The sequence below is a fragment of the Lysinibacillus sp. A4 genome, from assembly GCF_024919535.1.
GTDB classification, from domain to species: domain Bacteria; phylum Bacillota; class Bacilli; order Bacillales_A; family Planococcaceae; genus Lysinibacillus; species Lysinibacillus capsici.
Genome location: NZ_JANWTB010000001.1, coordinates 432,073 through 458,804, shown reverse-complemented (window position 1 = coordinate 458,804; position 26,732 = coordinate 432,073). Strand labels below are relative to the sequence as shown.

The following is a 26,732-nucleotide window of genomic DNA, read 5'->3' as shown; positions in this document are numbered from 1 at the left end:
ATCCCTTTACTAATTAAGTTATGGAATCAATCTGTGCCTTAATCGTTCGATAGACTTCCTCAATTTTTCGTTTATAGGGCAAATCCACTAAATCCAGTGAATCTGTATAGGCCATTTTTGCAATTTCATAGGCTGTTGTTAGCTCACCAAAATGTGCAAAGCAAAGGGCTTTATAGGAAAAGCATTCATTTAAGCTTAAAATATCATATGGATGATTAATATAGATCGGTCTGTGTTTATACTGTTCGAATGCAGCCTTCGCCTCCTCATATTGTCCAAGTAAATATAAGGATTTTCCTTTTTCAGCATAGTAAAAGTTTGGATCTAGCTTGTCTAAATAATCATCGTGTCTAAGCTGATAAAAACGTTCTATTTCGATCAGAGCCTGGTCATAATTATTGCTGTAATTATTATAATAATGTGCCTTCAATACAAAAATAAAAGCATCAACCTCAACACGTTCAGCAAATGCCTGATATTGCTCCAGTTTCATAAACATATGATTGGTTTGTTCAAAATCACGATCAATCATGGCACAATAGGCACCAATTCTGTACATATTATCAATCTGATAGAACAGTTGGTTTTTATGAGCATTGGCAATCGTCTCTTGAATTAATTTTTTCCCTTCCTCATGCTCACCAATTGCAAGTTGGAAAATACTTGTATAATAAGTCATTAATAAGGCATCACGAGAATCGAGCTGATAGTCTTCTTGTTCGATAATTTCCTTTGCCTGTAAGATACAATCGTACGCCACTGTATATTGACGTTTTGCTGCTAAAATAGCCATCTCTAGGATAAAGGTTTTGAACCAATGGCTAAGTAAATTAATTTCCTTAAAAATAGTGCGGGCTTGCTGAAGCGGGACTTCCCATGTTGTTAATCCAGCTTCATACTGGGCATCTGCGTAAATATACAATAAACGGCCAGCTTCATAACTTTGAGGCAAGCCCTCCACAGACGGCTTAATTAAATCGACAATTTCTTGATGATGATGAGCATCACCACGTTTTACTTCTGCAAATAAACTTTCCACCTGCTCCAATAACTGGCGTATGGAGGATGGGGTTACTTCTTCCAGTAATGCACTAGCTTTTACACCTAAACGTTCAGCAATATAGTCAAGGCTTTCCATAGAAGGTTTAGCCTTATCATTTTCTATTTGGCTTAACATTCCTTTAGTTAGACGATCACCGGCAAGTGCCTCTAATGTTAATTTTTGTTCTTTCCTTAATTTGCGAATTCGTGTGCCTAAAGAGTCCACTGCCTCGCCTCCTTTTGTTTAATTATATTAAACTTTTGCTTGCGTGAAAAGAGGGAGCTATGGTATATTTTGTTTAACCTAATTAAACTTTTTAATTTAGTTAAATAATGGAGGGGTATAGATGAAAGAAGCGGAAAAATTAAAAAAGGCGACCTATCACTTATGGACGTTCACGGCGAGTAAAATGATTGCCATGTTGGGTGCAAACGTCATGGCATTCGGTATTAGCTTGTATATTTTATCGATGACTGGGTCGGCAATGAGCTTCGCTACCAATATGATTTGTTCAGTATTACCACGCGCACTTGTAGCACCCTTAGCAGGCTATGTCGCAGATAATTTTTCAAAAAAACGCACAATATTAATAGCACAGGCAGGAACCATTTTGACAGTAGGGGGATTACTGCTTTATACAGAAACAGTAGGAATGTCTGTTTATGCTATATACATAGCTACTGTTTTTAATACTATTTGCTCAGCCTTTTCTGGTGTAACGTTTTCATCTGCTATTGCCACACTTGTCAATCCAGAGCGATTACAACGTGCGATGTCATTTAACCAAATGTCAATGTCCGTAGCTGCAATTGGAGGACCAGTCATTGGTGGTATGATGTATGGATTTTTTAATATGGATGTATTTTTAATGGTGAATATGGTGGCCTATGCGATTGCCTTTTGTTTAGAGGCAACAATGGATTTTAACCTTTATAGTACAAGAGGGGAAGATACGAAAAAAGAAAAGATGTGGGAAGGGCTGAAAAGTGGTTTTCATTATATCAAGCAACGTAACGTCATTAAGACCATTATGTGGGTAGCATTGTGGATCAACCTATTCTTTTCTGCCATCGCTGTTGGAGGAACGTACATCATTATTGAATTGCTAAAAGTAGAATCCACACACTTTGGCTTTATTGAAGCATCTGGTGCATTAGGCATGCTCTTAGCATCCCTTTATTTCGCAACAAGATCTGAAGTAAAGGTCCCTTTACGCTTTTCGAAAATCAGCTTATTACTATTGGCGGGAAGTGTTGGCTTAGCAGTCATCCCTTTAGTTACTGATTTTTCCTATATAGCTATTGTGATCTTCTATCTCATCATTTACTTTATTTTCGCAATTTTCGAAATGGGGATTAATATGCCCATCGGGGTGTATATGCAAAAAAATATTGCAGAAGAGTACCGTGGGCGAGTTTTTGGGCTAATGGAGACAATGGCGATGTCCATGATGCCGATTGGTATGGTAGTCTATGGCATGTTATATGATTCATTACCAGCAATTATTATTTTACCAGTAACGAGTGTCATTATTATTATCATTTCACTTGTGATGCTGCGCTCATCTATTTTAAAAGAGGCACATCCAGAGTATTACGAAAAAGCAGCTCTACCAGAAGGGGTCGCGAACACAATAACTTAAAATAACGAGGCTGGGACAGAACTCGATTATATTGAAAAACAATAAAAATGGATATTAGCTTTTTCACTTTAAGAAGTTAAATATGCCTTCCTAAATCAAAAAAATGTTAGACTAATTATATCTTGGTCTAACATTTTTTCTTTTTGTCCCAGCCTCGTTCTTAGTGTTGAAAAACAAAACAGTCAATTGAAAGGTAGAAATGGATTTCCGTTGCAGGCTACTTGCTTTCCTGTGGGCGAGCGCCGAATTGCTTCCTCCGCTACCGCTCCGTTTAGAGTTTCGCCTGTCTCGCTATCCCACGGGAGTCAAGTAGCCTTCCACTTCAACCCACTAACTTTTTAGCAAAGGTTTTCAAATAAAGTGAAGGTCTTCACTACCCATTATGGAGGGCTTTTGACACTCATTACTTCTTCGCAATGAAATTAAGAGTCTATCCTTTCTCTAATCATACAAATAATAGGCTAATTTGATTACTACGGCTAGCTAGTATGAAAGATAAGGAAAAGCCCCTTTTGCAGAATGGTTGATTGGAGTGGAGCCAGCGTCACTCCTAGGGGATTGAGCGTCACAGAGGAGACCCTGGAGCGAACGGAAGTGAGTGAAGCGGCTCATCGGACGCCCCCTGGAAAGGACGCTGGCGGAACGGAAATCAACCCCTCACCTTGCAAAGTTGCTTTTTCTGCTGTTGACATCATCCTTTTCAACAACATGAACAGGCATGCAGTGAAATGCATGCCTGTTCTTTTACTGATCCTCAATGACAATATAGGTTGCTTGAATAGGGCCATGGACACCAACGATAAGAATCATTTCGATATCGGCTGAGTTACTTGGTCCCGTAACAAAGTTGATACAGGAAGCAATTTTTTCACCCTGACGGATTTTTTCACTAATCCAACGAGCTGCCTGTGTCATACGAGGCACAATTGTACTTTTAGGAATGATAATGATTGATTTTTCGGGTAAAAAGCTAATGCTCCTCCCTCTATCTTTGCTACTAAAAAGCACGGCAGTTCCCGATTCTGCTAACGTCATTTCACTAATTGTCACACCGATATTTGCTTTTTCAGCTTGACGGATATTTTCCTCAGGTTGCTGTGAATCCCATTCATAAAGCTGAATATTGGCTCGTGGCCATTGTTCGTTCATAAGTGCGGATAATCCGTAGTCCTGGAACCGTTTATCCTTCCATGTAATAACAGACTGACCTCCATACTTGTCAACAACGTCCTGTAAATCCTCTGGAAGTGTGGCAGTATTAGAAATGACAATATTGGTATGGATGTTGGCACACTGCTTGATTAATATTTCCACCAATTCATCCTTTGTCGCATCTTTGAGCACACGATCTTGTGGCTGATACTGCCAAGTTGGTCGTGGTAGTTCTGTCTTAGGCGAACGTCCGAGCTGCTTCGCAATATTTGCTAAAAAGGTTTCTCGACGCTGAATCATACCAGTCATTATTGCCCGCCTCCTTTTGTACGATGTCTCATCCAGTCTCTAAAGCTGTCTTTACTTGGTGCAGGGAAATCCCTTGCCTCAGTCCATGCTTTTAATGGGCCTGGCCCTTTAGAAATAGTCTTGTTTTTAGTAAATGGAGACATGGCAGGTGCAGCCATTTTTGTCGCCATTTTATATAGGGTAGGGGAGGAAGCCCCTAGACCAAATGCCTTCATTAAAAGCTTTTCAGAGATAGGTGCCTTGCCCTCATTTTCAACAATGACCTGACGATGGCGATGAATGAGCTGATGTAATGGAATTTTAACAGGGCATGCATCTGTACAAGCACCGCACAATGTAGAAGCGTAGGGCAGTTCTTTAAAATCATCGTATCCTCCTAAAAGTGGAGAAAGCACAACACCTACAGGTCCAGAGTAGATAGAGCCATACGTATGCCCACCAACATGACGATAGACAGGGCAAGCATTGACACAGGCAGCACAGCGAATGCATTGTAAAATAGGCTGGAATTCACTACCTAAAATAGCCGAGCGTCCATTATCAACAATAACTAAATGAAATTCCTCTGGTCCATCCGTATCCTCTTCGTCCTTTACGCCTGTTAACGTTGTAATATAGCTCGTTAGCTTTTGACCGACAGCACTTCTTGTTAATAAACTAACAAGGACCTCCATTTCTTCAAATGTAGGAACTATTCTTTCCATTCCCATAACTGTGATTTGTGTTTTTGGTAGCGCTGTTACTAAATCAGCATTGCCCTCATTTGTAACGAGTGTAATCGATCCACTTTCAGCAATAGCAAAATTACAGCCTGTAATACCAATATCGGCTGTTAAATATTCCTGTCTTAATTTTTCACGTACATAAAGGGCAAGTTCCTCTGGTTTTTCTGTTTGACTGTAGCCTTGTTTTTCCTTAAAAACATCTCGAATTTGCTCCTTATTTTTATGCAAGGCTGGCGCAACAATATGCGAAGGGGGCTCGTGATCTGCCACCTGCAAAATATATTCACCTAGGTCTGTCTCAATCACTTCACAACCAAGCGCTTCTAAAGCTGTATTTAAGTTAATTTCTTCTGTTACCATTGATTTGGATTTCACAATTTTTGCCGCATTTTTCTTTTTAGCAATGCTTTGAATATAGTCGGTTGCTTCCTGTGAAGTTTGCGCAAAGAACACATGCCCACCTCGTTTGGCAACATTTTCACTTAATTGATAAAGGTAATAATCAAGATTTGCTAAAACATGCTTACGAATTTCCTCTCCATGAGAACGCCATTCTTCCCAATGTCCTAATTCTTCTGCTTGTTGAAGGCGACGTGTTTGAAAACGTTCTTGGGCACTCGAAACCGCACGACGCATAAACTGATTATCTAGCTCTTTCGTGACACGTTGTTGAAACCGATCATCACTTGTTTTCATGGCCATGTTTATTTCCCCCTTTTATCGGCAATTTAACACTTCTGCAATATGCATCACTTTAATTGGCTTACCCTGACGTTGAATGCGGCCACCGATATTCAATAAGCAGCCTGCGTCAGCTCCTATCAAAATGTCAGCGCCTGTTTCTTCCACATTCAGTACTTTTTCATGGACCATTTCTCCAGAAATATTGCCCATTTTAACAGAAAATGTACCACCAAATCCGCAGCATCGATCCTTACCAGGGAGATCCACATAATGCAAGCCCTTGACGTTCTTTAATAATTGGAAGGGTGCCTCTGTTACACCAAGTAATCTTGTCATATGGCATGACGTATGATAAGTAGCTTTACCTTTTAGATACGCTCCAACATCTTCTATCTTTAATACGTTGACAATAAATTCTGTGAATTCATAGGTTTTAGCTGCTAATGCTTGCGCTTTTGGCTCCCATATGGGGTCTCCTTTAAAAACTTCTGGATATTCCTTCAACATATAAGCGCAGGAACCAGAGGGAGAGACTACATATTCAGCTTGCTCAAAGGCTGTGATCATTTTTTTCATCGCATTTTTCGATTCTTCGACATAGCCGCTATTGTAAGCAGGCTGTCCACAGCAAATTTGATCCTCTGGAAAGTCGATGTCACAGCCAAGTCTTTCTAATACTTCAACAACTGCTTTTCCCACATCCCCTTGAAACATATCCACTAAGCAAGTGGCGAATAGTGTGACTTTCATATTTCATCGCTCCTTTTGTAAACAACTGGTCATCAGATGACTTGTCAATAATTTAATCTTACAACAAATTTGAAAAAGTGAAAACGTTTTTTAATGAATTTTCAGAAAAGAAAAACTACCTAGCTTGTACTAGGTAGTTTTTAGTGTGAATTGGATTCTGTTGTTTCGAAATATTGTAATAGCACTTTTTCAACGTTGCTTAAATGAGATGCCATTGCATGTTTGGCTAGCTCTTCGTTTTGCTGTTTAATCGCGAGGAAAATCTGCATATGTTCATCATATAATTGTTCGCTCGTTGTTTTTTGTGAATACAACCAAATTCGCCGTGTCTCTTTCATCGTTTCGATCATTAAACCAGAAATTTGATCTAAAATTATAGTGAGTAGGGGGTTTTGAGAGGCATTGGCAATAGCTGCATGAAATTGATAATCTGCTTTTTCACCAAGCTCGCCATCACCATGTGCCTGCTTCATATCCTCTAAAATTTGTACCATTGCCTGAATATCCTGATCTGTACGTTGGAGGGCTGCACGTCCTGCTGCTCCCACTTCAATAATTTTGCGCACTTCTAGTAAATGAGCAATATCCTGTCTATTCGTTAACATAGCGGTGGATAAAGGAAAGTCAAGCTGATGGGCTGGCACACTTTTGACAAACGTTCCAGAGCCTTGTTTGATTTCAATCAATCCCATTGCTTTTAATGCAGATAATGCCTCCCGTACAGCGGAACGACTCACTTGTAATTGCTCGGCAAGCTGCTCAACTGAGTCAAGCCGATCACCTGGCTTTAGGACACCAGCTCGAATTTTTTCATGCAAGATTTCGGATACTTCTTCATAGATCTTTTTTGGTCTAATCTTTCTTAATTCCAAGGGCTACACCTCTTTTTTTCGCTCATTTGCTATCATCATTATACATGAAAATAAGTCATTTACTCATGGTTTACCATGAACACTTTGTGTAGAGTAGGGTACTGTCGAAATTTGAGGAAATAATACTGAATCATATAAACCTATAATAAGGTCATCTGATGACTTTATATCCAGATGATTTAAACAATGAGTATAAAATAAATAGTTTCTTACGATAACATGAGCGTGATAGTGTCTATGAAAAACAGAAGCTTCTTTCAACATTAATGACAAGTAATCGACACTGTCAAGAAAAAGGTAGAAAAATTAGCTATACTCTTTTTGAAAAAGGGGGAAGATTGGCGGATTTTGTTGACAGAAAATCAACAGGAGCGCATAATGCAGAAGTAGCTTGGTGGGACTTCTCAAAAATCTCATCATTTTGCCATGAAACGTTCACAAACTAGAAGGGCGCTTTTTATTTTGTTTTTTGGTACGATGGATGCAGTAACTGTAAGGAGCGAATAAAAAATATGGGATCTGATATTAACGTATTTTTAGCTTTTGGTGCAGGGTTCTTAAGTTTTATTTCACCATGTACTCTTCCATTATATCCAGCATTTTTATCGTACATAACGGGTATGACATTAGATGAGCTAAAATCAGAAAAAGGTATGCTACAAAAACGTGCCATTTTCCACACACTATTCTTTTTACTAGGCTTTTCCATTATCTTTATCATTATTGGACTAAGTGCTTCATATGCAGCAGAATTCTTCCTGAATTATCAAACATTATTACGACAGGTTGGGGCTATTTTAATCGTCGTATTCGGTCTAATGATTGTCGGATTATTGCAGATAGACTTCTTAATGAAGGATCGAAAGTTCCAATTTAAAAATAGACCATCTGGCTATTTTGGGTCTGTCTTAATTGGTATTGCCTTTGCGGCAGGCTGGACACCATGTACAGGACCAATCCTTGCATCGATTATCATGTTAGCAAGTACAAACCCAGGTGCGGGCTTTAGCTATATGTTTGCGTATTATTTAGGATTCGCCATTCCATTCTTCGTGCTATCTTTCTTCATTTCACGAATGACTTGGATTCGTACACACAGCCAGAAAATTGTAAAAATCGGCGGTTACATCATGATTGCCGTTGGGATTTTATTATTCTTTGATGGCTTAACGTATATTACACGCGTTTTACAGCCTATTTTCGGTGGATTTACAGGGTTTTAATTTGTTAAACTAAAGAGGCATACCGAACTTTAACGTGGAGGGAGATGAACATGTGCCTACAGTTTTAGTAGTAGATGATACGCTATTTATGCGTGTTGCAATCAGTAATATGTTTACAGAATGGGGCTATGAGGTAGTCGGTAAGGCAGTAAATGGTAAGGAAGCTGTGGCGATGTATCGTGAGTTACAACCAGATTTAGTCACAATGGATGTAACGATGCCCGTTATGACAGGTATTGCAGCCGTAAAAAAAATCATCCCAGAATTTCCAGATGCAAAGATCATTATGGTAACAGCATTAGGGCAGCAAAAATTAATCGTAGAAGCGATTGAGAGTGGGGCAAAGGATTTTATTACAAAGCCTTTCGAGCCAGAACGATTAAAGGCTGTTGCTGATCAATTACTTGGACAAAATTGTTAATTAGACATTAGAGGAGGATTTTTTTATGTTAAGCAGCATCCCTTCTCACTATTATGTTATAGGGTCGACCATTATGGCCATTCTTATGGGGAGCTTTGTGATGGTCATACGAATGAGAGCTTCCAAAATGCCGACAAATGAGAAGAAAATTATTATTCCACCAATAGCGATGTCCTCTGGTGCACTGATGTTTTTATTCGAGCAATTCCGTGTACCACCAATGCAAATCTTAGAGGCGGCAGCTGTAGGAATGGTATTCTCGACAATATTAATTGCTACTTCTAAATTTGAAGTAAAGGGTCGAGATATTTATTTAAAACGTTCAAAAGCATTCGCTTTTATATTAATCGGATTGTTAATCTTCCGAGTAGTGGCGAAAATGATTTTAAGTAGCTCCATCGATGTCGGTGAATTAGCAGGTATGTTCTGGATATTAGCCTTTGCCATGTTAGTACCTTGGCGTATCGCAATGCTAATCCAGTTTAAACGCGTCAAAAAAACAATTCCAAAACTACACTAGTGCTGAAGCTAGTGTAGTTTTTTTATGCATGTAAGCGCTAGAGGAACTGGATAGCCTCATAAAAGTAGCGGATAGAGCAGCAAAGCGCGGATGGGAGTCCAAAAAAAGAGGATAAAGCTAGCAAAGTGCAGGATAGCTTCATAAAAGTGACGGATAGAACCTCAAAAGTAGAGGATAGAGTTGCAAAGCGCGGTTAGAGGTCTAAATAAAAAGGAAAAAACTGGAAAAGATCAGGATAGCCTCATAAAAGTAGCGGATAAAATCTCAAAAGTAGCGGATAGAGTTGCAAAGCGCGGATAGGAGTCTAAATAAAGAGATAAAGCTAGCAAAGTGGAGGATAGCTTCTTAAAAACACAGGTTAGGACAATAATCCCATAGCTAAGTAAAAACGCTGCACAAAGATTTGTGCAGCGTTTACTCATTCGAATAGATGTTCATAGGGGGAGATGTCAATTTGCATTTGCTCTAATTTTTTGCGTAAAAATTTGTGATCGCGTTTTGGTGTTGCTTGGATATAGCCGCGAATAATGAGGTCATTGTTAATGGCAGCTGCTTTTTCTTCTAATGCGAGCTCGCCAATTTTTCCTGCAATTTTTTCCTTCGCCACTTGTCTAAAAAGCTCAGGGACGGGGCTTACGAGTTCATAGAGTAATTCTTTTTCAGCTTGTCCCCACAAGTGAACGGTTTTATCTAAATAATATTCTTGCCAATCTAAATCTGATTTTCCATCCTGCTTTGGGAGTGCCTTTAAAAATTTGCGGAACATGAAGAATCCGCCAATAGCCATCAATGAAATGAGGACGACAACCCAAAATAAAATAAACCATAAAAACCAACCTTGTAACAAATCGTTCACCTCTTTGCCTTCTCTCACTCTATTATAAAAGCTTCCGAAAAAAAATTCATCCTTAATGTCCCTTTTTTAGCAATTCGCCTTTATATAGTGTGCAGAAGGGAGGTGATGCTACATGGCTAATGTTAACTTTGTAAATGCTACACTGCGTCTCAAGTATGTGGATGGCTATGATGAGAACAATGAGCCTACGTTCACCACGAAATCGTATCGAAATATTAACAACACACATAGCGCGGACGATTTGTTAGCTGTTGCTTATGCTATTGCTAGTCTTTCATCACTGTCACTGGCTGGCATTGCGAAACAGGAAACACACGATTTATCTTAAGGAGGGATCACAGAATGACACAAGTTCTAGAATTGCAATTTGCCACAACTGATGGGAAAACGACAACCCTTTCGATTGATGCACCGAAGCCGGATATCACGGTGACTGACATTCAGCAGGCAATGACAACGATTATGGCTAAAAATGTTTTTACTGGGCAAAGTGGTGCACTGTCAGCCATCAAGGGAGCTCGTATTGTAGATCGTCAAGTCACAGAATTTGAAGTAGTAACAGAATAATTCAACAATGGTCTTTGCTACGAGAAGTGCAAAGACCATTTTTAACATGAGAGAGGAGGAGAAGGATGGAACAGTGGTTAAACATGATATCCGATATCGGTTTCCCGATTTTAGTGTCATTTTATTTATTACACCGCGTCGAAGTAAAGCTTGATGCGATTCATGCTGCACTCGTTTCATTAAAATGAAATGGATTTCACAAAGATGTACGAAAGCTGTCACTTAGAAGTTCTTGTCAACGCTTACAACCTACGTTAGGATGGGGATAGTGTAGGTTAGGGAGAGTGTTGACATGAAACGTAAATTAATAGGGCTAGTGCTGCTGTTAGCCTGTGCATCTGTGCTAGGCGCATGTGGAAACTCAAAATTTAAAGCAGATTATAGTCTAGAAATACCCAATTTTGAACATGTTAATCAACGTGGTGAAACGGTTTCGCTTGAAAGCTTAAAAGGTAAGCCTTGGATTGGTATGTATATTTTCACAAACTGTGTGTCCATCTGCCCGCCCATGTCATTAAACATGGCACAAGTCCAAGAAAAGCTTCAGAAAAAAGGAGTAGAGGACTATAACATCGTTGCCTTTTCAGTAGATCCAGATGTTGATCAACCAGATGTGTTAGCGGATTATCTTAGTAAATACAATGTTCCAGATGAATCTAAATGGAACCTTCTTACAGGGTATTCACAGAAATATATCGAACAATTTGCGGTGAAAAATACAAAGATTTTAGTGAAAAACGACCCTAACAGTGACCAAGTCATTCATGGCAATCAATTTTTCTTAGTCGATAAAGATGGTGTCCTCGTCAAAATGTATAATGGTTATGCTGAAAACATTGAAGATGTACCGATTGATACGATAGCTTCTGATATCGAAACATATATTGATGAAAATTTATAAAGTAACAGTAAACCGTCTCAAATGGTTGAGGCGGTTTTTTATGTATTTTTCTATCTGGAAAAATAATCTTTTTCTGGTTGTGAGTCGTTTATAGTGTAGAAGGAGGATGATGGCGTGTCAGATCATGAAAATTTCGAGCAGTTAATGGCTATACATACGGAGCAATTGTTTCGAATTGCTTATTACTATACAAAGGATTTACAAATAGCCGAGGATATTGTACAGGATGTGTTTATTAAGTTCTATCATCAAAAACAATATGAGGAACGAGGAGAGATGAAGGCATACTTAGCCCGCATGACAATCAATAAATGCAAAGATTATTTAAAAAGCTGGGCATACAGAAAAATAACATTTCAGCATAAATTTTTTACCAAACAAAAATCAACATTGCCGGACACTCTGATTCGTCAAGATGAACAAGCGCTGTTAGATGATGCCATTTTAAGCTTACCTCTCAAACCACGAGAAGCAATTGTCTATTTTTACTTGGAGGAGATGACGATTAAAGAGATTGCGGAGCTACTTGCGATTCCTGAAGGTACTGTGAAATCACGTTTAAAGAAAGGAAAGGAGCTATTAAAAATAGAGTTACAACATATTGAATGGGAGGTGCTTTTCCATGGATAAGCATACAATGCAGGTACTACAAGATGTTTCAGCATATAAGGAAGCCATTATTCATAAGGTTCGACAACAGATTCAGCAAGAGCCTGTTATGCCCAAGCCAAGATGGACATATCGTGCCGTTACGATAATGATTACCTGCTCTATTTTATTATTCATTGCATGGCAAGCAGCAAAACCGATGGGCGAGTTAGCTACACAGGATGAAGGAGAAACACCTACATTCACGGATTTATTTCAAACAGAAGTGGAGGGAAAAGGTACAGCATACAGTAATTTTCTTCCACTTGCTAATTATTTAAGTCAGGCAAAACATATCCAATATTATGCACCACTTCAAGGTTTAGAGGCGATGCAATCAGTAGCAACATCACTGGAGGATGTCGTTCATCTCACTGATCCTGAAAATTTACCATTTCAACCAAATATACATGAGGTCTATGCGGTATCAGCAAAAATGGAGGATGGTAGTAAACAAAAGCAATTTCAATTTAGCTATAAAGAAAAATCCTCCACTGGGGTGGATTTACAATTTATTAATTTTACCGTGACAAATGTAAAGTATAATCCCTTAGCGAGCTATGTGAAGTCTAAAAATATGGAAGAAACTTTAGGGATGAAAGTTTCGAATATAGGCTTAAATTTTATGAATCCCCTGTTTTATCGGGAGATGTCACCAGAACGAGGGTATGTATATACTTATTACAATTACGATGAGACGGATAAGCGAATCTTTCAAATGACAACTAGAGCCAATGAGTTTTATTCTTACTATAACGGCTATGTCTATCATATCGGGTATCAACTCGATGGAAACCCACAGGAGGTTCAAGAAAAAATGGCGATCCTTGCAAGAGAATTTATTCTTGGTGAATAAGTCATGAGACATTTCAATTGAGCTATAATAGAATGATAGAAAAGAGGGGATGGAGGTTCGACTATGACAATTGCACAAACCTATTTACAAGTTGTCCAGAAAAGATTTCAAAGTGTGAAAGAGCTAGGGGATAAAACGCTTGCCCAAATGGAAGAGGCACAATTGCACTGGGCATACAATGAAGAATCCAATAGTATTGCAGTGATTGTAAAGCATGTAAGTGGTAATATGATTTCCCGCTGGACAGATTTTTTATCGACAGATGGAGAAAAGCCAACGAGAAATCGGGATGATGAGTTTGAGGATAGTCTTCACACCAAAGAGGCAATCATCTCCGCTTGGGACAAGGGGTGGCAAGTGTTTTTAGAGGCCTTGGCAAATTTAACAGAATCCGATTTACAGGGGCATGTCACGATTAGAGGGGAGCGGCTAGCGGTCATTGATGCCATTGAAAGACAAATGGCACACTATGCACAGCACGTCGGTCAAATCATTTATATCGCCAAACAGGTAAAAGGCTCTGATTGGCAAACACTCAGTATTCCTAAAGGACAGTCACAAGCTTTTACTGAAGCCATGCTAGACAAACATCAACGCTAAAGAAGAAAGATCGTAGCCAAGTAGTAGGTGCTACGATTTTTTTTCCGCTAAATAGAGCTTGTATAAGGCTGTTTCTAGGTCGGTTGCTTGAGCGAGTTCAAATGCCTCCTGCTGACTTCTATGATTTGTGATTATCTCATAGAAAAAGTGAATTAGAAACATGAGATTAGCATTACCCTCAATATAATCATCAGGTGCTAGGTAGGAATGACAGCCACTCTCTAAAAAGGCTGTCGCTAGCTGCTGCCAGCCTAATGTACAGCCTGCCGCAATGACCTTGACACCCTGTAGCTGACAATAGGTTAAGACATCTTGAGGTTCAAAATAGATACTCCTTGGTTCATTTTCTTCATATACCTCTTCTCCTAGCTCAGGCAGACAAAATCGCCCCTCATCGCCGTGAAAGTTTAATAGCAAATAATCCATTTTGTGAGGAAGATCATTTCCAGATAAAATATCAATGAAATCATTTGGTCTGCCAATTAAATCGAGTGTAACGCCTGCACCAAAGGATTCCAGTGCCGCTCGAATGGCCATGGATTCAAAATCACAATCAGGACCGACTACTAAATGTACGTATAATTCTGGTCTACTCATACATCATCACCTCTATTTAAGTATAGCTGAAACTTATTAGAGTAGTAAATCGTATATGACAATAATTACTATAAATGTAAAGTGGTAAAGGAGGTGATAAAGTGCACAAGGGTGGTTATAGTTATACACTTATTCTAGGCATTGTTTTGAGTTTAAGCACACTACTACTCTTCGTTTACAATGAAAGGCAGCGTGAGGAGCTAGTGTCGCTGCATACCCCTATTCAATCGATTAAAGAGGCATGGTATTTGTCTGGAAGTAATGGCAAAGAGCAATATTTATATCCATTAAAGCAAGTATTCTACGTCGACCGCTATGAGGTGAAAGATACAGATCGCCTTCAGCAAGTTTTACAAACTAAAAAGGACCTTAGCAGTCGACCAGCCAACCATGAAGCAGTAAGTGATTTATACATACGCTTCCATAACGGCAAGGACACGGCCATGAAAGTAATAGTCGAGGATGAACGATTCTTCCTAATGGATCAAAAAACAGGACAGTATTATGCACTGCAAGCACAAGAAGCTGAGGATTATTTTCATTTGTTAAATGAGGAAAGCAAAATGTCGTGGCTATTATTTATTGTTTATACCATTTTATTTTTTGGTCTTGTCTTTATGCTTGCAAAGAAATTAACAGCCACTAAATCTACAGAGAAAGAAAGCATGCCCTCCAATACGGAGGAAAAAAGATCACTAGCTGATTCTATTTATCCAGCCATCCTGCCCTTGGTCATTACATTCTCTTTGCAGATTTATGGGGCTCAACATAGCTTACTATTATTGAGTGCGATGATGCTGACATCAGGCATTCGAGAGTTTTTAGAAAAAAGAGGTCATTTTCTGAAAATGCTCCTGCTACTTCCGCTCTTTTGGTGTTATCTCTATGGTTTCCAAATGATTAATTCCTATTTCAACTAGTAAAATAGTGGATATTATTGTCAATAGATTAGATGCGAAATTCTCATTATTGTTAAATTTTAGCGATAGTTTAGGAGCAGAAGCATAGATTTTATAGGCTAATAGGTTTAGGTAGGCTATACTCAAGTGGATTATAGAAGAATAGAGGGAATCATATGAGACTAACTGTGGAACGGAAATTGCAATTTGCTTTTGGTATTGTCCTCATCTTTTTACTGCTTATTTCAGGAATTGCTATGTACTACCTGAATAATAATAATCACACATTAGCAGAAATCGAAGACAATACGGAATTAATCCATTTATATCAAGATATCTCGTTCCAAACCGTACGAGCGAATGCGGCTATTCGTGGGTATATGTTATATGGCAAGGAAGAAATGCTCAACAATCATCATGAAATCCGCAATACCTTACATACGTCGATTAATCGACTTCAGGAAATAGGCGATAGCAATGAGGATTTTGAAAAATTTCTATCCCAGCTTAATGACTGGGAGAAGGCTATAGATGGGCAGATTGTGCCACTTTATCAACGCGGGGATCATCAGCAAGCACAACAAATGGCTTTACCGATTTTAGGTGAGGGCTCTCAGAAATTAGTTGTTTTTGGAAAAACGATGGCAACAGCGCAGCAAGAAGATATGCTAGCACATATTGAGACGACAAAGCAAAAAGGAGAGAGAAGTGGCCTTGAAATTATGATTCTAGTGGCTATATCTCTACTTATAAGCATTATCATTGCGACACTATTCGGTAGACGGATCGCAAAAAATATTCAACAAACCGTGGTAGAAATGGATAAATTTTCGGAAGGGAATTTGCATACGCATTTACAATTTAAAACCAAGGATGAGTTTGCGCACTTAGCCGATTCCTTCAATAGTATGTCCGAAAAGCTTCGACTGATGATGAAACAGGTAGGAAACTCCTCTGAGCAAGTTGCCGCAACATCAGAACAGCTAACAGCAAGTAGCATGGAGGTTACACAGGCGACAGAGGTGGTAACAGAATCTATTCATGATATTGCACAAGGTATTGATCAGCAGGATACGTTAACAGGTGATGTGCGAAACTTATCTGCCCATATTTTGAAGAAAATGAATGATATTTCTACAAGCATACAAAGCGTGAATCAAGCAACAGTCAACACGAAAAATATGGCACAAACAGGTCGTTCTTCTGTACATGATGTAACAGTGCAAATGAATGAAATCTCTACTAACACAAGTGAGCTAAATACACGTGTGCAAGATTTAGATGACAATACAGCGGCGATTGTATCAGCAGTAAATGTCATTAAGAGTATAGCGACACAGACCAATTTACTAGCAATCAATGCCTCCATTGAAGCCGCAAGGAGCGGGGAGCATGGGAAAGGCTTTGCGGTAGTGGCAGAGGAAGTCCGCAAGCTAGCAGATGAGTCAAATCTTGCTGCAGTCGATATTGAAAAAGTAGTGGCACAAATTACAGATAGCACGAGGATTATCGAGGAAGATATGGTAAATAGTAATGATTCTGTCCATGTAGGTCGTGAAAAGGTTAATGTGGCAAGGGATAATTTTATACAAATTGATGATGCCATTAATGATGTACAAGCACAGACCGAGCTTGTTACGGCAGCCATTCAAACAATCCATCAAGATATTGAAAAGTTAGTGCAAGAAATCGACTATATTAGTGAAGTGTCGAGTAAATCAAGCCATCATGTGCAAAGTGTTGCAGCCTCTTCCGAGGAACAAAATGCAGCGATGGAGGAGGTAGCAGCAGCCTCAACCCATCTAGCAAAGATGGCTATAGACCTGCAAGAATCTATTCAGTCGTTTAAATACTAAATCCAACTTACCCCTGTCCAGGTACAGGGGTTTTTATTTGTCGGTAAAGCCTGAATAGTATGAAAATCGTAAAAATGTTAGAAATAGTTTTTTTCGTCCGATAAAAGCTTTGGGAGAAATGGTAAGGAGATAAAGAGAGGGAGAGGTTTTAAAAAAATCAAAAGGAGATTGATATATGAAGAAACTATTTAGCAGTTTTAAGGGCAAGCTTTATACGCTATTTGCGCTAGTATTACTTATCCCTGTCATATCTGTGGGGAGTTTGTCTTATTTATCTGCAAAAGACTCGATTGAAGAAGAAATTTTATTTAGTGCCAATGAAAGTGTAGGCATTTTAAATAAGCTCATTGACAAAACGATTAGTGAGAAAATGAGTGACATCAATGTATTTAGCAGTGAAATAGATGAGGGCCAATATGAAGAAGCACAAGCATCGATTGTGGCTAAATTTCAGCAATATACAAAGCTTAATGCAGATGTATTGAGTGTTTATATTGGCATGAATGACGGTCGATTTACACAGGAGCCAAAATTGAATGGTGCAGACTATAATCCATTAGATCGAGATTGGTATAAAGAGGCGACAGCTTTAAAAGGAGAAACCTTGATCACCAACCCTTACAAGGATGCGGGGACGGGTGATATGGTGGTAACAGTTGCTAAGCAGACGAAGGATCATGCTGGAGTTGTGGCAATTGATATAAAATTAACCGATCTTCAAAAAATTGCTGATTCAATTCGAATCGGAAAAAATGGGTATCCTTCTATTTTTGGAAAAGACAAGATGGTCATTTCACATCCTACACTTGAAGCAGGAGGGGAGCTGAAAGAAAGCTTCCTTGATAAAATGTACGAAAGTCCATCAGGTACGTATGAATATGTCTTTAATGGTGATGATCGTCTTTTATTCTATACGACAAATGAACTGACAAATTGGAAAATAACAGGAACGATTTTTGCTGAAGAAATTGATGAGTCTGCTTCCTCGATTTTATACCATACGATTCTAGTCCTCATAGCAGCAATTATCATCAGTTCTATCATTTTTTATTTTGTAATGAGGGCTGTCATTAAACCAATTAAAGCCTTAAAGGATAGTGCGGTTACGATCAGCAAAGGGGATCTCACGGAAATGGTAACCATTACGTCAAAAGATGAGATTGGCCAATTAGGACAAGCCTTTAATGATATGCAAGAAAGCTTACGGACACTAATTCAAAAAATTGAACAAAATGCAGAGGAGGTTGCTTCTTCAGCAGAAGAGCTAACTGCCAATGCCAATCAGACAAGCATTGCAACAGAAAAAGTGGCGATTTCCATTCAGGATGTTGCAACAAGTGCTGATTCTCAAACGATTAGTGCCAATAAAAATGCAGCTTCTTTACATGAGCTTTCTACTGCCATTCTGCATATTGCTGAAATCTCCTCCGCTGTGACGGACCTTTCACAGCATGCGACATTACAGGCGGATGAAGGCGGACAAGCTGTTCAAAATACAAAGAATCAAATGCAATCCATTCATTTATCCGTAGCAGACTCCAATGCGAAAATCCAGACATTGCATGAACGCTCTCAGCAAATTACATCCATTTTAGATGTGATTACAAGCATTGCAGATCAAACAAATTTACTAGCTTTAAATGCAGCTATCGAAGCAGCGAGAGCAGGAGAGCATGGGAAAGGCTTTGCAGTCGTGGCAGACGAAGTGCGTAAGCTTGCAGAGCAATCACAGGAATCAGCGAAACAAATATTTGAGCTTATCCGAGGGATTCAGCAAGAAACGGAGCAATCTGTCAGTATTATGGCGAAGGTTACAGAGGATGTGCAAAGTGGATTGCATATTTCCGATGAAGCCATTGCAAAATTCCAAGTCATTATGACAAGTATGAATGAAATTACCCCTAAAATGGAGGAGGTCTCTTCAGCCTCTGAACAGATGTCTGCAGGTGTTCAAGAGGTAGCAGCAGTAACCGAAGATTTGGCATTCTCTGCAAAAGGCAATGCAGCGGCGTCTGAGGATGTCGCAGCATCAACAGAGGAGCAATTAGCCTCAATGGAGGAAATCAATGCCTCTGCGCAAGCACTCGCACATATGGCGGATGAATTAAAGCTACTGATTAGTCAGTTTAAATATTAAAGCACAACGCCACTCCATAATTTGGGGTGGCGTTAAGTTTTGATAAATGCTGTACTAGTAGAGCAGAACAACCGTTTTTTTCAAAAAACGCCACTCCAATTTTAGAAGTGGCGTTCAGTATTTTATCGATCTTCTTCTTCCCAACAGTCTGTATTTTTTAAGGTTGGGATTGATTTTGCATAGAAGACAGGATTTTTTCCTGCTCTACGTTGCTCAGTAAAGTCGTCTAGCACGAGGAAGGCAATTTTACCGAGCATCATAATGATGGCGATATTGATAAGCGCCATCAGCCCCATAAAGAGGTCAGCGAGATTCCATACAAGCTGTACCTGTGCGATGGAGCCGAACATGACCATAACTAATACGAAAATTCGATAGCAAAACATCCAAGCTTTATGGGCATCCATAAATTCAATATTGGATTCACCATAATAATAATTACCAATAATCGAACTAAAAGCGAAGAAAATGATGGAGATGGCAATAAAATAAGGAGCCCAATCACCAACATGAACAGCTAAAGAATTTTGCGTCAAAATAATACCATCACTCTCACCTTTATCATATAAGCCCGCTAAAATAATGATAAAGGCAGTGGCTGTACAAATCATAATCGTATCAAAAAAGACACCTAAGCTTTGTACAAGTCCTTGCTTAGCAGGATGTGAAGTATTAGCAGTCGCAGCAGCATTCGGTACACTCCCCATCCCTGCTTCATTGGAAAATAAACCGCGACGTACGCCCTGCATGATTGCTGCCCCAATTGCGCCACCAGCAGCTTCCTGTAGGCCAAATGCATGAGTGAAAATTAATGAAAAAACATGTGGGATTTCCGCTAAATTGGTCACTACGACAAAAAGAGCTACAAGTAAATAGAAGATGGCCATAACGGGAACAAGAACTTGTGTCACCTTTACAATTCGATGGACACCACCAAAAATAATTAATCCAGTTAAAATGACAAGTATAGCTCCGATTATCTTTGGATTTACATCGAAGGCTTCGCCGACTGAAGTGGCAATTGTGTTGGATTGCACAGCATTAAAAATAAAGCCAAAGCTTAATGTTAATAGAATACTAAAAATAATGCCAAGCTTTCGTTGACCTAATGCTTTCTCCATATAGTAGGCGGGCCCACCACGGAATGTATCGCCATCCTTCACTTTATAGACCTGTGCTAAGGTACTTTCAATGAAGGCAGTGGCCATCCCTAAAATCGCGATTATCCACATCCAAAATACTGCACCAGGACCGCCTACACCAATGGCTAAGGCTACCCCTGTAATATTTCCTGTGCCGACACGTGAAGCAGCACTAATGGTAAAGGCTTGGAACGGAGAAACCCCCGAATCGCCCTCTCTTTTTTCTACAATTAAACGAAACATTTCAGGAAAAAGACGAATTTGTACAAACTTCGTACCGAATGAAAAATATAGTCCTGCTGCTAAAAGTAAGATAATGAGGATATATGTCCATAAAATATTATTTCCACTATCAACTATTGTTGAGATCCATTCCATAAGTTGTCCTCCTTTCACAATACGCTTTAGTCTACACTGTTTTTTTATATAAAATCAACTTTTTTTAATATAATGAAATATGATAAAATTTTGAGATTTTAATTTTATTAATGGGGGAAACTCTTTTTATGTATTATTTTCCAAACACCATCTATTGCTTTTGGAAAATTCTCTTATTTTTGTGTGAGGGAGGCGTATAATAATAGAAAAAGGAGTGATGTAGACATGAAAACAATCGGCTTAATCGGTGGGATGAGCTGGGAGTCATCTGCTGAATATTACAGACTTATCAATGAACAGGTTAAACATAGGCTAGGGGACCTACACTCTGCGAAATGTATTTTGTTTAGTGTAGATTTCCAGCAAATTGAGCATTTTCAAGCTAACGGGGAGTGGGACAAAGCAGGTGAGGTTCTAGCTCAAGCTGCACAAGCACTGGAGCGGGCAGGCGCAGACCTAGTCATCATTTGTACCAATACAATGCATAAGGTCATTGATGTTATCGAGCCTGCTATAACCATTCCTATTTTACATATTGCGGATGCCACAGCTAAGCAAATCAAAGAAGCGGGGCTACAGAAAATAGCGCTTCTTGGTACAAAGTACACAATGGAGCAAGCGTTTTATAAGGCAAGGGTAGAAAGCTTTGCCATAGAGGTGATCGTGCCTGACAGCAACGACCGAATGGAAGTCAACCGAATTATTTACAATGAATTGTGTCTTGGTACCATTGTACCAGCATCTAAAAGGTACTATAGCCAAGTGATAGAGGAGCTTGTACATGCGGGGGCACAAGGGGTAATTTTGGGCTGCACGGAAATCGGCTTACTGATTCAGCAGGAGGATGTTAGCATTCCAGTGTTTGATACAACTGCTATCCATGCACAGGCTGCTGTGTTAATGGCGATTGAGGAGGATGCATAATATGCAGGGAAAAGTAAGACAATTGGGCATTGAAATTGGTGTGTTACCAGTTGGTCAGAAAAACTGCATCACCGATGTAGAAGGAGTTCAAGTGGGGCATGTGACATTGGATGAGCCATTAGATCAGAATGGGGCCTATGCGTGTACAGGCGTTACAGCCATTTTACCGCATGGAGGCAATGTATTTCAGCAAAAGGTGACAGCGGCAAGCTATGTACTAAATGGCTTTGGAAAAACAACGGGACTTGTGCAAGTGAATGAACTAGGTGTACTGGAATCGCCCATTATGTTAACCAATACTTTTGGCGTACCAGCTGTGACACAAGGTACATTAAGCTATATGCTTGATAGGAATGAAGACATTGGACTGACAACAGGAACCATTAATCTCGTTGTGGGCGAGTGTAATGATAGTTATCTTAATTCGATTCGAGCTTGTCCAGTGACACCTGCGCATGCCATAGAAGCCATTCGTCAAGCCTCTACAAAGACGGCACAGGAAGGCGCTGTTGGTGCAGGAAAGGGGATGATGTGTTTCGGCTACAAAGGAGGAATTGGTTCTTCCTCTCGCATCGTCAAAGTAGAATCAAATGAAGTGAACTATACAGTAGGCTGCCTAGTTCTTAGTAACTTTGGACAAGACAGGGAGTTTTTAGCCGAGCATTACAAAGTCTCAACTATGCAAAACCAATCTACTCTATCACCAACAGATGGCTCCATTATCATTGTCCTTGCGACAGATGCCCCGCTAAGTAGTCGACAATTAACACGTGTCATTAAGCGCTGTGGTATTGGTTTAGGACGGACAGGCAGTCATTTTTCACATGGTAGTGGTGACATTGTGATTGGCTTCACGACGGCACATTGTATTCCTCATACCACTGATCAGCTTATTGAGACTAGAAGTCAGCTTCGTGAGGATCATCCCATCATGAATCAATTGTTTACAGCCGCAGCGGAAGCGACTGAGGAAGCGATACTAAATTCATTATCCCAAGCTAAGACAACAACTGGCCGCAATGGTCATACAGTGCAAGCTTATTCCTTTCAACAGGCATAAAAGAAAAGGCTATTGAAACAGCAATTGTGTTTCAATGGCTTTTTTTGAGCACCAAAACAGGTTTCGTTAATTTTTTAGCATGAGCGAGCTATAAGATGAATAAAATCCTTAATTAGAGGATATAAGTGGTTTTTCGATCCGTCAATTGCAGGAATATGTATCATTATAAGAGTTTATCCATTATTTTGTAATTATTCTTTTTTTATCTAGTCAATGATAGAGAGATGTGATAACATTCAACTTAAAAAACTGAATTATCTAACTATTTAAAGGGGGGTTCTGTTATTATGAACCTTTTTCAACCGATAGCACCCTCTCTAAATGGAAGCCCCTCGCCATCACCAGTTGTCTGTGAAAACAATGAGCCGCTTATCCAGCTTACAGGTGCTCATCCTAGGATATTTATGGAGCCCATCTACTATCAGCAACAGATTTCTAATAGTTTACGAGTTATTTATGTAAGAGAAGGTGTCTATGAGCGTTTGCAACAGGCGTTAACATTATTACCTCAAGAGTATTGCTTATTACTTTATGATGGCTATCGCCCATTTCAAGTACAGCAGCATTTGTTTAGCCATTTTTCTCAGCAATTAGCAAAAAGGATGCCGCAGCTAACATCACAAGAGATTGTGCAGGCGACCAAAAAATATGTAGCATTTCCAAGTAAAGATGTAGCCCATTTAGCCCCCCATTTAACAGGGGGTGCCATCGATGTAACACTTGCAGATGTTCATGGTAAAGCCCTCGATCTTGGGACTGCATTTGATGAAATGAATGAAAAATCGGCGACCCGTTATTTTGAACAGCAAACGCATGAAAATCCACTTGCCTGTCAGCACCGACGTTTGCTGTATAACTGTATGACACTTGCTGGATTTACGAACTATGAGGAGGAATGGTGGCATTACGATTATGGCAATGTGGCATGGGCTAGACGTGTTCAAGCACAGGTAGCTCATTACGGAGCAGTACACGCAACAATTCAAAATCATAATGTAGAGGAGTTTCGATTTCTATGAAAATTTATATTAGTGCAGATATTGAAGGAATTACAGGTACAACTTCGTGGAGTGAAACCGAGTTAAATGCACCTGACTATCAGTTTTTCCAAAGACAAATGACACGAGAAGTAGAAGCTGCCATTGAAGGAGCGATAGCGGGGGGCGCAACCGAAATTTTAGTAAAGGACGCACATGATTCAGCCCGCAATCTAGACATTTCCAATTTACCAATCAACTGTAAAGTTATCCGTGGCTGGACATACGACCCTATGTGTATGGTAGCGGGTCTCGATAAAAGCTTCGATCGTGCTATTTTTATCGGCTATCACAGCAAGGGTGGCAGTGAACGTAACCCACTAGCCCACACATTTTGCACATACGCAGATGTCAAAATCAATGGCGAATATGCGAGCGAATTTCTCATCAACACGTATGCAGCAGCCTTACACGATGTGCCCGTTTCCTTTGTAAGTGGGGATGTGGGGTTGACAGAAGAGATTCAGGCCGTAAATGAACACATTGTCACGTTTGCTACAAAGGAAGGCATTGGCAATGCGACGATTAGTGTCAGTCCACAACTAACTATCATGGAAACTAAGCGACTGGTGGAGTCTTCTATGAAGGTTCCACGTGCCGCATTACAGGTAACGTTGCCAGAACACTTTAGGGTAGAAATTATTTATCGTGACCATACACGAGCCTATCGTAATTCATTTTATCCAAATGCCAAATTCAAACCGCATAATACCGTGGAGTTCATGACCCATGATTTTTATGAGGTGCTGCGTGTCCTGCAATTTTTAACATGATGGTAAGGTTTAGTGGGAGCTTTTATATCAAGTGAGGATTCTAATTCATGAAAGGTGAGAAGTCATCAAAAAGTGGTGGACCCGCTCAAAAGTTTGCTAGACCTGCTCAAAATGCAGTGGGACACGCTGTCTGAGTGGTTTGGTAGAACTGACAATTTAATCTCATAACCGTGACAACGAGTATGTACCGTTGTTCATTTCATCGATAGATGGTCGATTTAGACAGACCTAGCTTATGTTTGAATGATCCTATTGAAGATGCAATCCTACCAATAGGATTTTCATTATAAAAAGATGACTAGGGGGATGCTTGTGAGAAAATATTGGTTGCTGTTCGTATGTCTGATCGTATTATTTTGTGTAGCCTGTAATGACAAGTCAGCGAGTGAAAAAGCATCGGAATATCGAGTGGTGTATTCAGGGGAAATTAAAACGTTAAATTATTTAAAGACGTCAGAAACAAATGAATTTGCGGTAGCTGCGAATATGGTGGATGGGCTCATTGAATATGACAACTATGGGGTGGTCCAGCCAGGATTAGCGAAAGAGTGGTCTGCGAATGAGGATGCTACAGTGTGGACATTCAAATTGCGTGATGATGCAAAATGGGTGACACATGAGGGCAAGGAATATGCAGATGTTGTGGCACAAGACTTTGTGGATGGCTTACACTATGTGCTTGATGCTAAAAATGAATCGTCGACAGCTTGGATTGCGACGGTGGTGAAAAATGGGGAAGCCTTCTATAATGGCGAGATGAACGATTTCAAGGAGGTAGGCATAAAGGCGCTAGATGAACATACAGTAGAATATACTTTAGAGGCGCCGACACCCTATTTTCTTTCTATGTTGAATTATGTTTGTTTCTTCCCTGTGAATGGCAAGTTCATTGCGGAAAAGGGAGAGGATTTTGGCACAACACGTGAAAACTTCCTCTATAACGGTGCCTATATTTTAGATAAATTTGAGCCACAAAATGAACGCGTTCTTGTGAAAAATGAAACGTACTGGGATAAAGACAAGGTGCTGATTGACCGTATTCGCTATAAATACAATAAAGAAGCGGCAACTGTGGCGCCTGAGCTCTTTTTACGTGGCGAAATCGATTCGGCTAGTATCCCGACCTCCATCATTGATGAATGGTTTAAAGATGAAAAGAAAAAATCTCAGGTTCGTCAAACACAAAATAACTTCTATACCTACTTTTATGCACTCAACTTCAACCCACAATTTGACGCACAATACGAACCTGATAACTGGAAAATCGCCGTCAATAATAAAGATTTCCGCAAATCCTTATTCCATGCGCTTGACCGTGTCTCCGCGATGCTAACGGTTGAGCCATATAATCCAGCAGATTTGCTGAGCAATACCATTACACCGAAAAACTTTGTTGATGTGGAAGGAGTGGATTATACACAACTAGCACCCCTTACATCCATTTCCAATGAGGATTCCTTCAATAAAGAGCTGGCCCTAGAGTATAAAGAAAAGGCAAAAACAGCGTTAGCAGGTAAGGCCACATTCCCTGTAAAGGTTTTAATGCCTTATAACGCTGGTATGCCAGATTGGGCTAATCGCTCTCAAGTAGTCGAGCAGCAAATGGAAAAACTACTAGGGACAGATTATGTCGACATTATTGTAGAGGCTGGTCCATCGACAGGCTTTTTATCAGAGGTACGTCGTCCAGGTAAATTTGCGCTCTTAGAGGCGAACTGGGGTCCTGATTTTGCAGATCCATCTACGTATACAGATCCTTTCACAGTCGATGGTACTTACAATAAACCAGAATTAGCAGAGGGCTATAAAGAGGCGAATGGTAAAACAACTTATCAAAATCTTGTGGATCAAGCGAAAGAAACAATTGACACAGCTAAACGCTATGAGCTATTTGCGAAGGCAGAAGCGTTTTTAATTGAGGAAGCCTTTGTTATTCCATATTCAGTTGGTGGTAGTGGCTATATGGCATCTAAATTAAATCCATTCGAGGCGCAATATTCGCCATTTGGTGTAACGGCAGAGAAATTTAAAGGCCAGCAAGTGCTAGAAAAGCCAATGAGTAATGAAGAATTTAAAAAAGCGCTTGCTGAGTGGGAGCAAGAACGTGCGGAAGCACTAGCCAATGCTGAAAAGTAGTAGAATTTCGTAGATGAAAAGGAGA

27 protein-coding genes are annotated in these 26,732 nt (G+C 39.7%); 19 read left to right on the top strand and 8 right to left on the bottom strand.

Translation table 11 applies throughout. From position 1 onward, the window contains the following. Nucleotides 1-13 precede the first annotated feature (13 nt). Nucleotides 14-1,267 carry a helix-turn-helix domain-containing protein gene (locus tag NY607_RS02710; RefSeq protein WP_237900244.1) on the bottom strand — a complete coding sequence of 418 codons (1,254 nt, stop codon included), beginning with the start codon at nucleotides 1,265-1,267 and terminating at the stop codon, nucleotides 14-16. A gap of 121 nt (nucleotides 1,268-1,388) precedes the next feature. Here NY607_RS02710 and NY607_RS02705 point away from each other — a divergent pair, with 121 nt between their 5' ends. Beyond that, nucleotides 1,389-2,684 (top strand): MFS transporter, encoded by a 1,296-nt coding sequence (locus tag NY607_RS02705; protein ID WP_259419123.1) that lies wholly within the window; start codon nucleotides 1,389-1,391, stop codon nucleotides 2,682-2,684. Nucleotides 2,685-3,428: 744 nt separating this feature from the next. Here the strand turns inward: NY607_RS02705 and NY607_RS02700 are convergent. The 4 genes from NY607_RS02700 to NY607_RS02685 form a co-directional block, all read right to left on the bottom strand. Beyond that, nucleotides 3,429-4,145, bottom strand: a complete 717-nt coding sequence (locus NY607_RS02700; RefSeq protein ID WP_237900247.1) for a LutC/YkgG family protein — start codon at nucleotides 4,143-4,145, stop codon at nucleotides 3,429-3,431. After that, a complete protein-coding gene (locus tag NY607_RS02695; RefSeq protein ID WP_237900249.1) occupies nucleotides 4,145-5,572 on the bottom strand; it encodes a LutB/LldF family L-lactate oxidation iron-sulfur protein in 1,428 nt (475 codons plus the stop codon). Before NY607_RS02695 ends, NY607_RS02700 begins: the two co-directional genes overlap by 1 nt. Nucleotides 5,573-5,587: 15 nt before the next feature. Beyond that, nucleotides 5,588-6,304, bottom strand: coding sequence for a (Fe-S)-binding protein (locus NY607_RS02690; RefSeq protein WP_259419122.1), 717 nt, complete (start codon nucleotides 6,302-6,304; stop codon nucleotides 5,588-5,590). A gap of 140 nt (nucleotides 6,305-6,444) precedes the next feature. Next, nucleotides 6,445-7,176 carry a FadR/GntR family transcriptional regulator gene (locus tag NY607_RS02685; protein ID WP_281114715.1) on the bottom strand — a complete coding sequence of 244 codons (732 nt, stop codon included), beginning with the start codon at nucleotides 7,174-7,176 and terminating at the stop codon, nucleotides 6,445-6,447. A 512-nt stretch (nucleotides 7,177-7,688) separates the two neighbouring features. Between NY607_RS02685 and NY607_RS02680 the strand changes: the two genes are divergently transcribed. The 3 genes from NY607_RS02680 to NY607_RS02670 are packed head-to-tail and all read left to right on the top strand — an operon-like array spanning nucleotide 7,689 to nucleotide 9,340. Next, nucleotides 7,689-8,399 (top strand): cytochrome c biogenesis CcdA family protein, encoded by a 711-nt coding sequence (locus tag NY607_RS02680; RefSeq protein WP_016995208.1) that lies wholly within the window; start codon nucleotides 7,689-7,691, stop codon nucleotides 8,397-8,399. A 34-nt stretch (nucleotides 8,400-8,433) separates the two neighbouring features. Continuing rightward, nucleotides 8,434-8,820 carry a response regulator gene (locus NY607_RS02675; RefSeq protein ID WP_004229473.1) on the top strand — a complete coding sequence of 129 codons (387 nt, stop codon included), beginning with the start codon at nucleotides 8,434-8,436 and terminating at the stop codon, nucleotides 8,818-8,820. 25 nt (nucleotides 8,821-8,845) lie between these two features. Beyond that, a complete protein-coding gene (locus NY607_RS02670) occupies nucleotides 8,846-9,340 on the top strand; it encodes a CcdC family protein (protein ID WP_004229470.1) in 495 nt (164 codons plus the stop codon). Between the two features lie 418 nt (nucleotides 9,341-9,758). On the opposite strand, the gene NY607_RS02665 is transcribed toward NY607_RS02670, so the two are convergent. After that, nucleotides 9,759-10,187 carry a DUF2621 domain-containing protein gene (locus NY607_RS02665; protein ID WP_004229468.1) on the bottom strand — a complete coding sequence of 143 codons (429 nt, stop codon included), beginning with the start codon at nucleotides 10,185-10,187 and terminating at the stop codon, nucleotides 9,759-9,761. Nucleotides 10,188-10,308: 121 nt separating this feature from the next. On the opposite strand from NY607_RS02665, the gene NY607_RS02660 reads away from it, so the two are divergent. The 7 genes from NY607_RS02660 to NY607_RS02630 all read left to right on the top strand — a co-directional run bounded on the left by NY607_RS02660 (nucleotide 10,309) and on the right by NY607_RS02630 (nucleotide 13,768). Beyond that, a complete protein-coding gene (locus tag NY607_RS02660; protein WP_237900254.1) occupies nucleotides 10,309-10,524 on the top strand; it encodes a DUF1659 domain-containing protein in 216 nt (71 codons plus the stop codon). Between the two features lie 14 nt (nucleotides 10,525-10,538). Continuing rightward, on the top strand, nucleotides 10,539-10,763 hold the full coding sequence (locus NY607_RS02655; protein ID WP_259419121.1) for a DUF2922 domain-containing protein: 225 nt from the start codon (nucleotides 10,539-10,541) through the stop codon (nucleotides 10,761-10,763). A gap of 65 nt (nucleotides 10,764-10,828) precedes the next feature. After that, nucleotides 10,829-10,951 (top strand): YvrJ family protein, encoded by a 123-nt coding sequence (locus NY607_RS02650; RefSeq protein WP_004229459.1) that lies wholly within the window; start codon nucleotides 10,829-10,831, stop codon nucleotides 10,949-10,951. A 104-nt stretch (nucleotides 10,952-11,055) separates the two neighbouring features. Continuing rightward, complete coding sequence (locus NY607_RS02645) at nucleotides 11,056-11,664, top strand: SCO family protein (protein WP_259419120.1); 609 nt, start codon at nucleotides 11,056-11,058, stop codon at nucleotides 11,662-11,664. Nucleotides 11,665-11,778: 114 nt separating this feature from the next. After that, on the top strand, nucleotides 11,779-12,294 hold the full coding sequence (locus tag NY607_RS02640; protein WP_081011064.1) for an RNA polymerase sigma factor: 516 nt from the start codon (nucleotides 11,779-11,781) through the stop codon (nucleotides 12,292-12,294). Continuing rightward, on the top strand, nucleotides 12,287-13,168 hold the full coding sequence (locus NY607_RS02635; protein WP_237900257.1) for a hypothetical protein: 882 nt from the start codon (nucleotides 12,287-12,289) through the stop codon (nucleotides 13,166-13,168). The genes NY607_RS02640 and NY607_RS02635 overlap by 8 nt, the downstream gene beginning before the upstream one ends. Before the next feature lie 63 nt (nucleotides 13,169-13,231). Then, nucleotides 13,232-13,768: a DUF1572 family protein gene (locus NY607_RS02630; RefSeq protein ID WP_237900259.1), complete on the top strand. Its 537-nt coding sequence runs from the start codon at nucleotides 13,232-13,234 to the stop codon at nucleotides 13,766-13,768. Between the two features lie 30 nt (nucleotides 13,769-13,798). Here the strand turns inward: NY607_RS02630 and NY607_RS02625 are convergent, their stop codons facing one another. Further along, entirely contained in the window at nucleotides 13,799-14,365 is a 567-nt protein-coding gene (locus NY607_RS02625) for a delta-aminolevulinic acid dehydratase (protein WP_237900261.1), read from the bottom strand. Nucleotides 14,366-14,466: 101 nt separating this feature from the next. Here NY607_RS02625 and NY607_RS02620 point away from each other — a divergent pair, with 101 nt between their 5' ends. From NY607_RS02620 to NY607_RS02610, 3 genes are all read left to right on the top strand, one after another. Then, complete coding sequence (locus NY607_RS02620) at nucleotides 14,467-15,285, top strand: hypothetical protein (protein ID WP_259419118.1); 819 nt, start codon at nucleotides 14,467-14,469, stop codon at nucleotides 15,283-15,285. Between the two features lie 155 nt (nucleotides 15,286-15,440). Next, nucleotides 15,441-17,120 (top strand): methyl-accepting chemotaxis protein, encoded by a 1,680-nt coding sequence (locus NY607_RS02615; protein ID WP_237900265.1) that lies wholly within the window; start codon nucleotides 15,441-15,443, stop codon nucleotides 17,118-17,120. Between the two features lie 175 nt (nucleotides 17,121-17,295). Further along, nucleotides 17,296-19,257 (top strand): methyl-accepting chemotaxis protein, encoded by a 1,962-nt coding sequence (locus NY607_RS02610; protein WP_237900266.1) that lies wholly within the window; start codon nucleotides 17,296-17,298, stop codon nucleotides 19,255-19,257. Between the two features lie 122 nt (nucleotides 19,258-19,379). On the opposite strand, the gene NY607_RS02605 is transcribed toward NY607_RS02610, so the two are convergent. Beyond that, on the bottom strand, nucleotides 19,380-20,777 hold the full coding sequence (locus tag NY607_RS02605; protein WP_237900268.1) for an alanine/glycine:cation symporter family protein: 1,398 nt from the start codon (nucleotides 20,775-20,777) through the stop codon (nucleotides 19,380-19,382). Between the two features lie 225 nt (nucleotides 20,778-21,002). On the opposite strand from NY607_RS02605, the gene NY607_RS02600 reads away from it, so the two are divergent. The 5 genes from NY607_RS02600 to NY607_RS02580 all read left to right on the top strand — a co-directional run bounded on the left by NY607_RS02600 (nucleotide 21,003) and on the right by NY607_RS02580 (nucleotide 26,707). Continuing rightward, nucleotides 21,003-21,701, top strand: a complete 699-nt coding sequence (locus tag NY607_RS02600; protein ID WP_259419117.1) for an aspartate/glutamate racemase family protein — start codon at nucleotides 21,003-21,005, stop codon at nucleotides 21,699-21,701. Between the two features lies 1 nt (nucleotide 21,702). Continuing rightward, nucleotides 21,703-22,761, top strand: coding sequence for a DmpA family aminopeptidase (locus NY607_RS02595; protein ID WP_131519817.1), 1,059 nt, complete (start codon nucleotides 21,703-21,705; stop codon nucleotides 22,759-22,761). A 287-nt stretch (nucleotides 22,762-23,048) separates the two neighbouring features. Beyond that, nucleotides 23,049-23,780: a M15 family metallopeptidase gene (locus tag NY607_RS02590; protein WP_227744834.1), complete on the top strand. Its 732-nt coding sequence runs from the start codon at nucleotides 23,049-23,051 to the stop codon at nucleotides 23,778-23,780. Then, nucleotides 23,777-24,571 carry a M55 family metallopeptidase gene (locus NY607_RS02585; RefSeq protein WP_259419116.1) on the top strand — a complete coding sequence of 265 codons (795 nt, stop codon included), beginning with the start codon at nucleotides 23,777-23,779 and terminating at the stop codon, nucleotides 24,569-24,571. Before NY607_RS02590 ends, NY607_RS02585 begins: the two co-directional genes overlap by 4 nt. A gap of 312 nt (nucleotides 24,572-24,883) precedes the next feature. Continuing rightward, nucleotides 24,884-26,707: a peptide ABC transporter substrate-binding protein gene (locus NY607_RS02580; protein WP_131519819.1), complete on the top strand. Its 1,824-nt coding sequence runs from the start codon at nucleotides 24,884-24,886 to the stop codon at nucleotides 26,705-26,707. Nucleotides 26,708-26,732 lie beyond the last annotated feature (25 nt).

Bases quoted from the DNA above. Each gene is read 5' to 3' on its own strand.
- NY607_RS02705 (WP_259419123.1), top strand. From the start codon at position 1,389: ATGAAAGAAGCGGAAAAATTAAAAAAGGCGACCTATCACTTATGGACG.
- NY607_RS02700 (WP_237900247.1), bottom strand. From the start codon at position 4,145: ATGACTGGTATGATTCAGCGTCGAGAAACCTTTTTAGCAAATATTGCG.
- NY607_RS02695 (WP_237900249.1), bottom strand. From the start codon at position 5,572: ATGGCCATGAAAACAAGTGATGATCGGTTTCAACAACGTGTCACGAAA.
- NY607_RS02690 (WP_259419122.1), bottom strand. From the start codon at position 6,304: ATGAAAGTCACACTATTCGCCACTTGCTTAGTGGATATGTTTCAAGGG.
- NY607_RS02680 (WP_016995208.1), top strand. From the start codon at position 7,689: ATGGGATCTGATATTAACGTATTTTTAGCTTTTGGTGCAGGGTTCTTA.
- NY607_RS02670 (WP_004229470.1), top strand. From the start codon at position 8,846: ATGTTAAGCAGCATCCCTTCTCACTATTATGTTATAGGGTCGACCATT.
- NY607_RS02660 (WP_237900254.1), top strand. From the start codon at position 10,309: ATGGCTAATGTTAACTTTGTAAATGCTACACTGCGTCTCAAGTATGTG.
- NY607_RS02655 (WP_259419121.1), top strand. From the start codon at position 10,539: ATGACACAAGTTCTAGAATTGCAATTTGCCACAACTGATGGGAAAACG.
- NY607_RS02650 (WP_004229459.1), top strand. From the start codon at position 10,829: ATGGAACAGTGGTTAAACATGATATCCGATATCGGTTTCCCGATTTTA.
- NY607_RS02645 (WP_259419120.1), top strand. From the start codon at position 11,056: ATGAAACGTAAATTAATAGGGCTAGTGCTGCTGTTAGCCTGTGCATCT.
- NY607_RS02635 (WP_237900257.1), top strand. From the start codon at position 12,287: ATGGATAAGCATACAATGCAGGTACTACAAGATGTTTCAGCATATAAG.
- NY607_RS02630 (WP_237900259.1), top strand. From the start codon at position 13,232: ATGACAATTGCACAAACCTATTTACAAGTTGTCCAGAAAAGATTTCAA.
- NY607_RS02625 (WP_237900261.1), bottom strand. From the start codon at position 14,365: ATGAGTAGACCAGAATTATACGTACATTTAGTAGTCGGTCCTGATTGT.
- NY607_RS02615 (WP_237900265.1), top strand. From the start codon at position 15,441: ATGAGACTAACTGTGGAACGGAAATTGCAATTTGCTTTTGGTATTGTC.
- NY607_RS02610 (WP_237900266.1), top strand. From the start codon at position 17,296: ATGAAGAAACTATTTAGCAGTTTTAAGGGCAAGCTTTATACGCTATTT.
- NY607_RS02605 (WP_237900268.1), bottom strand. From the start codon at position 20,777: ATGGAATGGATCTCAACAATAGTTGATAGTGGAAATAATATTTTATGG.
- NY607_RS02600 (WP_259419117.1), top strand. From the start codon at position 21,003: ATGAAAACAATCGGCTTAATCGGTGGGATGAGCTGGGAGTCATCTGCT.
- NY607_RS02595 (WP_131519817.1), top strand. From the start codon at position 21,703: ATGCAGGGAAAAGTAAGACAATTGGGCATTGAAATTGGTGTGTTACCA.
- NY607_RS02590 (WP_227744834.1), top strand. From the start codon at position 23,049: ATGAACCTTTTTCAACCGATAGCACCCTCTCTAAATGGAAGCCCCTCG.
- NY607_RS02585 (WP_259419116.1), top strand. From the start codon at position 23,777: ATGAAAATTTATATTAGTGCAGATATTGAAGGAATTACAGGTACAACT.